The 5,783-nt window shown below is 68.4% G+C and carries 6 protein-coding genes; 5 read left to right on the top strand and 1 reads right to left on the bottom strand.

Annotated elements, in window-relative coordinates; all coding sequences use genetic code 11:
* Positions 1 to 100: 100 nt before the first annotated feature.
* Positions 101 to 613: a hypothetical protein gene (locus tag ACFVW8_RS37240; protein WP_389698140.1), complete on the bottom strand. Its 513-nt coding sequence runs from the start codon at positions 611 to 613 to the stop codon at positions 101 to 103.
* 872 nt (positions 614 to 1,485) lie between these two features.
* Here ACFVW8_RS37240 and ACFVW8_RS37235 point away from each other — a divergent pair.
* The 5 genes from ACFVW8_RS37235 to ACFVW8_RS37215 all read left to right on the top strand — a co-directional run bounded on the left by ACFVW8_RS37235 (position 1,486) and on the right by ACFVW8_RS37215 (position 5,658).
* On the top strand, positions 1,486 to 2,700 hold the full coding sequence (locus tag ACFVW8_RS37235; protein WP_389698138.1) for a helix-turn-helix domain-containing protein: 1,215 nt from the start codon (positions 1,486 to 1,488) through the stop codon (positions 2,698 to 2,700).
* Positions 2,701 to 2,917: 217 nt separating this feature from the next.
* Positions 2,918 to 3,181: a hypothetical protein gene (locus tag ACFVW8_RS37230; protein ID WP_389698136.1), complete on the top strand. Its 264-nt coding sequence runs from the start codon at positions 2,918 to 2,920 to the stop codon at positions 3,179 to 3,181.
* Positions 3,182 to 3,280: 99 nt separating this feature from the next.
* Positions 3,281 to 3,754, top strand: a complete 474-nt coding sequence (locus ACFVW8_RS37225; protein ID WP_389698134.1) for an SCP2 sterol-binding domain-containing protein — start codon at positions 3,281 to 3,283, stop codon at positions 3,752 to 3,754.
* Between the two features lie 4 nt (positions 3,755 to 3,758).
* Positions 3,759 to 4,973, top strand: a complete 1,215-nt coding sequence (locus tag ACFVW8_RS37220) for an acyl-CoA dehydrogenase family protein (protein WP_389698132.1) — start codon at positions 3,759 to 3,761, stop codon at positions 4,971 to 4,973.
* A gap of 157 nt (positions 4,974 to 5,130) precedes the next feature.
* On the top strand, positions 5,131 to 5,658 hold the full coding sequence (locus ACFVW8_RS37215; protein WP_389698130.1) for a hypothetical protein: 528 nt from the start codon (positions 5,131 to 5,133) through the stop codon (positions 5,656 to 5,658).
* The last annotated feature ends 125 nt before the right edge of the window (positions 5,659 to 5,783 follow it).

Raw genomic sequence — 5,783 nt, 5'->3', positions numbered from 1 at the left:
CAGGACCTGAACCGTTCCTGACCGGTGAGCGTGCCGTTACGGCACCGGCCTACGACCAAGGTTCGGCATCTCCTGCGACCAAGGTCCCGTACTTTCGGCCTTACGGGGTGCTGATCACCGGCGACGTACCCGTCGACGTCACGGTGGTGTGGAACGAGGCGACAAACGACGCCACGTCGCCGTTGTTGATGAGTCCGAGGCAGCTGGCGTTGGACGCCACCAGGTCGGTTCCGGTGCCGTCAATGACGAGGGCGCCGATGTCGTTCGCGTAGTGCCCGTGGACCTTGCCGGTGAAGGTCGCGGAACAGCCGACGCCCGAGATTTTGGCGGAGATGCTGCTGACGGAGCCGTCCACCCAGTTCGAGTTCGAGGCGTTCGGCGATTCGGCGTTGATCAGCCACGGTGTCGCGTTCATCGTCACCGTGAACGGGATGCCGCCGACCGAGCAGTCGGTGAAGGTGATGTTGCCGATGGTGCCGATCCCGGCACCGGTGGCACTGGTCGCCTGCAGCGATCCGGCCGTCACGTCGGAGGATGCGCACTCAAGGTCCGCAAGCGGAACCGACAGCGTGGGGTTGTCCGCATGGGCGGTATAGGCCCCGGAGGGTGTCACCGTCCATGAGGCGAGGGTACCGGCGGAGGCCGACGACACCGTCATGGCGATCGCCGCTCCGACGGTGGCGGTTACGACTGCGGCTCTACGTGCAAGGGTGTTCACTGATCCGTTTTCCCTTCAGGGTGTGTGACCCGATGCCGGGGTGCCGCCTCCGGCCGGATAGGGCGGAACTTCCGGGGCGGGTCACGGGACAGAATTGTGGCAGTCCGACCTGACCGACTGCACGACCTCTTGCGTTCGGCGATGACGCTACGGGTGAGTAATGTTGCTCGGCAACACATCGGGCCGAAGAATCTCCGCAAGGCTGCTTCTCGGACATTAATTTGCTGCGCAGCGAGTACGGTCCCCGGAATTCTTGTCGAATAGTGAGCACTCCGTTTGCCGCACCGTCCTGGATCGTGCTCACCCGATGACCATCAGGGGCCCGGGACCTCCGGTTCCGCCTCACCGGACCCGCTCGGATCGCGCCACTCACCACGGAATTCCGGCCACTCCAGGCACTCTTGACTTCAGCCCGGCCGCGCAGTCGAATGTCCCGCGCATGGCAATCGCAACACTCCTGACGATGACGGGCCGGCCCCGCCGACACAACCGGAAGCCGAACAACCGGTAGAAGCCGAACAACCGGTATACCGGCTTCCGCCCCCGGCCCGCCGCGAGACGAACGCAAACCGATCACGGACCCCTCCGTCCGGCGATACATGCCCCCTGCATTCCGTCCTGTTCCGACTGTGGGCAGCGGCCCCGGCTTGGACTATGTTTCGACAGCCGACGTTGGTACGCACCTGACGGTGATGGCAGCGCTTTCCCTGGGAGCGCTCTCCCTTCACCGACCCCCCATCGGGCGCCGAGGAGCAAGGGGTACAGGTATGCCGGGAGTTGCTCAACCCTCGGAGCTGGGAGAGCCGCTGGGACCGCTGCCGCAGGAGTTCGCTGCGATCGTGCGGCCCGAACTCCCCAGCCTGATCAAGGAGATCGGTCTGGAGGTCACCCGCGCCTACCCCGAATACGCGCGACTTCTCGACAGTCCCTACGGTCAGGGCATCCGGGTCGGGGTGGAGCAGAGCATCTCGGTGTTCGTGGACCAGGTCGCCGAACCCGCCTCACCCTCCGCGCTGCGCGACGAGATGTGCCGCAGGTTCGGGCGGTTCGAGGCGTACGAGGGGCGCAGCCTGGACCAGTTGCAGGGCGCGTACCGGCTGGGCGCGCGCGTCGCGCTGCGCCGGGCGAAGAAGATCGGCCGGCGCTACAACCTCTCCCCCACCATGATGCTCACCTTCGCCGACGCGCTGTTCTCCTACGTCGACGAGCTCGAAGCCCTGTCCCGTGAGGGGTACCTGGAGGTCCGCTCGACCTCCGGCGATCACACGGACACGCTGCGGCGAAGACTCCTGCACCTGATCCTCGCCGGCCGGCCCGTGCCCCGTACCGCCATCGCCGAGCTCTGCGAGCAGACCGGCTGGGCGCTGCCGGACGAGGTGACGCTCGTGGCGGTGCGGCCGTCGCCCGATCTGGGCCGGCTCGGCATCGACCGCGACATACTCGTGGACTTCACCGACCCGCAGCCGCATTTACTGATCCCGGGACCGTTCGACGACATGCGAAGACGCATGCTCGAGCATGCGCTCCCGGGTGTGCATACGGCCATCGGCCTCACCGTCCCCGCCTCTCTCGCCTCGGACTCCATCCGTTGGGCCCGTCGCGTACTCGAACTCGTTGACATCGGTGTCATCGACGACGTGCCGGCCGTTCTCTGTGAAGACCACCTCATCACCGTCTGGCTGCTCTCCGATCCGGTCCTGCTGGACCAGCTCGCGCGTCGCGAACTCGCCCCGATCGCCGACATCAGCGCCAACCGGCGCGAGCGGCTGATCGAGACGCTGCGGATCTGGCTCGACACCCGCGGCACCGCGGCACAGATGGGCGAGCTGCTCGACGTACACCCCCAGACCGTCCGCTACCGGATGCGGAATCTGGAATCGATCTTCGGCGAGCAACTCGTCGATCCGGAGTCGCGGTTCTCGACCGAGACTGTGCTCCGCGCCATGCAGCTGCGGGCACGCGGCAACGAACCGCCCACCTGAACAGCGCCACGCGGGCTGGAAGCGAAGAACACCTCACGCGAAGTCAACCTACTTACGAGTAAGGGGAAATAGCCGGTCATTCCCAAACGGTTGCCACACGGAGACGTTCTCAACGAGAAACCCGGAACTGCGTCCCGTACATATGGAGGAGTCGGCCGCCCACCCGGCGGCCGCGACACATCGCCTCCTGGCCAACCATCGGAGAGGGAACACCCCCATGACCGCCTCGCACCTGCTCGTCCCCGTGCCGATCCCGGACCGGGTCGCCGCGCTGATCGGCTCCTGCATCCCGCCGCACATCCTGGAGGCGGAGTTCGAGGCCGAGTGCGCCGCGCGCGAGGTCCGCAGGTTCCGCGGCCCGCGGCTCGGCGTCGAGGACCAGGCCGACCGCGAGCAGGCCCTGTCGGAGCTGGCCCGCGCCAATAAGTTCCTGTCCGCCCATCACCCCATGCTGGCGGTGCGCCCCGGCAGCTCCTGGTGACTCCCCCGGGGCTCCGTAACCACCGCGCCCTCCTTGCGAAGGGGCCTCGCGACGCTTACCTTACTCAAAAGTAAGTTTACTCCAGAGTAAGGAACTGGCGTGGCCGACAACAGCAGCGGCAACCTCACCGGTGAACTGGCCGCACTCGACTTCGCGGCCGTCTCCCCGCCGGAGTTCGCGCGGATCGTGAAGGGCCTGTCCGCCAAGCAGCTCGGCGAGGTCATGCACGGCGAGCTGCGCACCCGGGTGCTCGGTGAGGTCTTCGGCCGGATGCGGCAGCAGTTCCGCCCGGACGCGGCGGGACAGCTCAAGGCGCTGATCCGCTGGAAGATCACCGGGGACACCGACGAGGTCTACGAGACCTCGATCGCGGACGGTGTCTGCACCATCAGCGAGGGACGCTCCGACGCGGAGCCGCGCACGACCCTGGTGATGGGGGACGCGGAGTTCCTCAAGCTGGTCTCCGGCAACGGCAATCCGGTGACGATGTTCATGATGCGCAAGCTGAAGGTGGCCGGTGACGTCGGTCTCGCCTCGGGCCTCACCCGCTACTTCGACATCCCGAAGGCCTGAGCCGATGAGCTACTTCTCCCTCGCCCTCACCGAGGAACAGCAGGACCTGCGCAACTGGGTGCACGGCTTCGCCGCCCAGGTGGTGCGCCCGGCGGCCGCCGAATGGGACGCCCGCGAGGAGACGCCCTGGCCGGTCATCCAGGAAGCGGCACGGATCGGTCTGTACGGATTCGAGTCACTGGCCGACATGTACGGCGACCCCACAGGGCTCTCCCTCCAGATAGCCAACGAGGAGCTGTTCTGGGGCGACGCCGGCATCGGCATGGCGCTCTTCGGCACCTCCCTCGCCGTCGCCGGGATCTTCGCCTCCGGGACGCCGGACCAGCTCGCCGAGTGGGTTCCGCAGTGCTACGGCGACGAGGACGACCCGAAGGTGGCGGCGTTCTGCGTCTCCGAACCGCAGGCCGGCTCGGACGTCTCCGCGATGGCCACGAAGGCCCGTTACGACGAGGCCAGGGACGAGTGGGTGCTCTCCGGCCAGAAGGCGTGGATCACCAACGGCGGGATCGCCGAGATCCATGTGGTCGTCGCCTCGGTGGACCCGTCGCTCGGCGCCCGCGGACAGGCCGCGTTCATCGTTCCGCCCGCCACGAAGGGCCTCGAGGCGAGCCGCACCATCAAGAAGCTCGGCCTGCGTGCCTCGCACACGGCGGACGTCTTCCTGGACGACGTACGGGTGCCCGGACACTGCCTGCTCGGCGGCAAGGAGAAGCTGGACGCCCGGCTCGCCCGCGCCCGGGAGGGCTCCAACGCCAAGGGCCAGGCGGCGATGGCGACCTTCGAGGTCAGCCGCCCCACCGTCGGCGCCCAGGCGCTGGGCATCGCGCGGGCGGCGTACGAGTACGCGCTGGAGTACGCGGGACAGCGCGAGGCGTTCGGCCGCCCCATCATCGAGAACCAGTCGATCGCCTTCGCACTCGCCGACATCCGCACCGAGATCGAGTCCGTCCGTCTGTTGATCTGGCAGGCCGCCTGGATGGCCCGCAACGACCGGACCTTCGATGCGGGGCAGGGCTCCATGTCCAAGCTCCGCGCGGGCGAACTCGCCGTGTCCGCCACCGAGAAGGCCGTCCAGATCCTCGGCGGCGCCGGGTACAGCCGGGAGCATCCGGTCGAGCGGATGTACCGCGACGCCAAGATCTACACGATCTTCGAGGGGACCAGCGAGATCCAGCGCCTGGTCATCGCACGGGCGATCTCGGGACGCCACATCCGCTGAGCCGGTGCGGGGCACCCGCCGTCGGGACGACGCCGTGCGCGCCCCCGGGACAGCGGCGGGCGGCCGGGTGCATGCTCGTCCGGGTGAGAAGGCGGCCGGTGTACGGGGGCACACCGGCCGCGGTTTCATCCGGGTGCCCCCGCCACCGGGAGACCATATGCACCGGACCACCGCTGTTTCCGCACTGGCCCTCACCACCGTGCTGCTCACCGGGGTGCCTGCCACGGCCGGCCCCCCGGCCGCCTCCGACACCGGTACAGGCTGGGAACCCGCGCCCACCGCCCCGTTCGACGCGCCGGCCGGTGCCCGCTGCGACTTCCCGGTCCACGGCGAACCGGTCGTGGACGAGGTCGTACAGAAGGTGCTGGCCACCCATCCCGACGGATCGCCCTCGGAGATCGCGTACAGGGGCGCCCTCGTCATCCGGGTCAGCAACACCGACACCGGCGCCTTCCACGACGCCGATGCCAGTGGCAGCGCAGTGGTCGACTACCACGCGGACGGTTCGCAGCGCTGGCACGCGGTCGGGCCCGTGCTCGCCGGGATCGGCGAGGACGACAGCAATCTGCCGCGCGGGGAGCAGCTGATCGACGGCGTCTACACGCTGGACATCAGCGCCACCGGGTACAAGACACTGCACATGATCCACGGGTCCACGGACAACATCTGCGCCCGCATCGGCTGACCGCCCGCGGGGCGGCGGCGCGGATATCCACGGCACGGGGTAACCCCCCGCCCCCCCCGCCGCGCAGCCCAACGCCCGGGTGTAGCGCACCCGCAGCCTCCGCGGGCCACGGGTGAAAACACCCG

Origin of the sequence: Streptomyces sp. NPDC058221 (genome assembly GCF_042882365.1) — a bacterium.
Taxonomy (GTDB): domain Bacteria; phylum Actinomycetota; class Actinomycetes; order Streptomycetales; family Streptomycetaceae; genus Streptomyces.
Note: the sequence above shows the minus strand (reverse complement) of the source record. Positions and strands in the feature narration are given on the sequence as shown.

What these genes read in the sequence shown, in the direction of transcription:
- ACFVW8_RS37235 (WP_389698138.1), top strand. Translation starts at nt 1,486, where the DNA reads ATGCCGGGAGTTGCTCAACCCTCGGAGCTGGGAGAGCCGCTGGGACCG.
- ACFVW8_RS37230 (WP_389698136.1), top strand. Translation starts at nt 2,918, where the DNA reads ATGACCGCCTCGCACCTGCTCGTCCCCGTGCCGATCCCGGACCGGGTC.
- ACFVW8_RS37220 (WP_389698132.1), top strand. Translation starts at nt 3,759, where the DNA reads ATGAGCTACTTCTCCCTCGCCCTCACCGAGGAACAGCAGGACCTGCGC.
- ACFVW8_RS37215 (WP_389698130.1), top strand. Translation starts at nt 5,131, where the DNA reads ATGCACCGGACCACCGCTGTTTCCGCACTGGCCCTCACCACCGTGCTG.